The 1757-nt window shown below is 66.0% G+C and carries 2 protein-coding genes; one reads left to right on the top strand and one right to left on the bottom strand.

Translation table 11 applies throughout. From position 1 onward, the window contains the following. On the bottom strand, positions 1-392 hold a 392-nt coding region (gene tnpA, locus ABN273_RS59115; RefSeq protein ID WP_502911362.1), incomplete at its 3' end, for an IS200/IS605 family transposase. Between tnpA and ABN273_RS59110 the strand changes: the two genes are divergently transcribed. After that, on the top strand, positions 393-1757 hold a 1365-nt coding region (locus tag ABN273_RS59110; RefSeq protein WP_349458578.1), incomplete at its 3' end, for an RNA-guided endonuclease InsQ/TnpB family protein. It abuts the gene before it with no gap.

Raw genomic sequence — 1757 nt, 5'->3', positions numbered from 1 at the left:
GGCGAAAGTGGGGCTCCGCCACAAGAGGTGGCGAAGTAGCTGGGTGACCACAAGAGGCCCTGCATGATGGCGCGGGTGACGCGGCCGGTGAATTCCTTGCACAGGTAGTGGGAGGAGACGCCCTTGAGAGAGTTGACGAGTTTGCTGATGGCGACCTTGGGTGGATAGAAGACCAGCAGGTGGACATGGTCGTCCTCGCCGTTGAACTCGCCAAGCTCGGCCTCGAAGCTGTCACACACCTCGATCATGATGTCCTCGCAGCGGCGCAGCATCGCGTCGTTGAAGACGTTTCTGCGGTATTTGGTGACGAAGACCAGATGGACATGCAGCGCGGAGACCACGTGCCTGCCGCGCCGGTATTCCGCTTCCTGACTCGAGAAACAGACGATAATATGTTCGAGTTGTGTGGGGCTGGAGCGACTGGTGAGGGAGGTGTTTCACGCGTGCTGGCGGGCCGGAGGTACCGGTTGGAGTTCGATCTCGGTCAGCGGCTGTTCGCCGAGCGGCTGGGCGGGATCTGCCGCAGCGTGTGGAACACCGGTCTGGAGCAGCGCCGCGCCTATCGACGCCGGGGCGCGTCCATCGGCTACGCCGAGCAGTGCCGCCAGCTCGCCGAAGCGAAGAAGGACCCGGACTGTGCCTGGCTGGCTGAGGCGCCTGCGCAGGTCATCCAGCAGACGCTGAAGGATCTGGACGAGGCGTGCCGCAGGCATGGCACGTGGAAGGTGCGCTGGAAGAGCAAGGCGAGGTGGCGGCCGTCGTTTCGGTTCCCGACCGCCCGGCAGATCCCCGTCGAGAAGATCAGCCGCACGTGGGGGCGGGTGTTCCTGCCGAAGTTCGGGTGGGTGAAGTTCCGCCTGTCCCGCCCCTTGGGCGGGACGGTGAAGTCGGCGAGCGTTACCCGCGATGGCAGGCATTGGTTCATCAGCTTCCTGGTGGATGACGGCCTTGCCGAGGTGAGCGAGCACACCCATCCCGAGCGGCATGCCGGGGTGGATCGAGGGGTGGCCAGCGCCGCGGTCACCAGTGACGGGGAGTTCTTCGATCGCCGCCACGCCGGCCAAACCGGAGTGTCGTCGATGGTGCCGCCGCCGGTTGAGATCCGCGACGGCCCGGACGATACGGGGTTCCTCACGGCGGGCGAGGCGAGGCGGTATGCGCGGCTCCAACGTCGGCTCGCCCGGTCGAAGAAGGGGTCGAACCGGCGTCGGCGGGTGGTGCGGGCGATGGGTGATCTGATGCGGCGGGCACGGTGGCGGCGTGCGGACTTCAACGCCCAGGTCGCGCACCGGCTCACCCGCGACAACGCGATCGTCACGCTGGAGAAACTGAACACCCGGGCGATGACCACATCGGTCGCGCCGAAACCCGATCCTGGCACGCCGGGCGCGTACCTGCCCAACGGGCGCGCGGCCAAAGCCGGGCTGAACCGTTCGATCTTGGATAAGGGTTGGTACGGGCTGGAGAGCGCGTTGCGGTCCAAGGCCCGCTACACCGGCACCGACATTCGGGTCGTTGATCCCGCGTACATGTCACAAACCTGTTACAAGGCGGTCTGCGGGGCGGTGGATGCGAAGAGCCGCGAGAGCCAAGCGGCCTTTCGATGCACTTCCTGTGGGCATGTCGAGCACGCTGATGTGAACGCTGCGAAGAACATCAAGACGAGAGGACAGGCGGCCGGGCTGGTCGTGTCAGGGCGTGGAGACCCGGCTGGGTCGGTGAAGCGTCAAGCATCCTGTACCACAGTTCCCGGCGCG

The organism is Nonomuraea sp. B19D2 (assembly GCF_040137845.1).
In the GTDB taxonomy this organism is placed as follows: Bacteria; Actinomycetota; Actinomycetes; order Streptosporangiales; family Streptosporangiaceae; genus Nonomuraea.
This window is presented reverse-complemented; position numbering and strand designations above follow the sequence as displayed.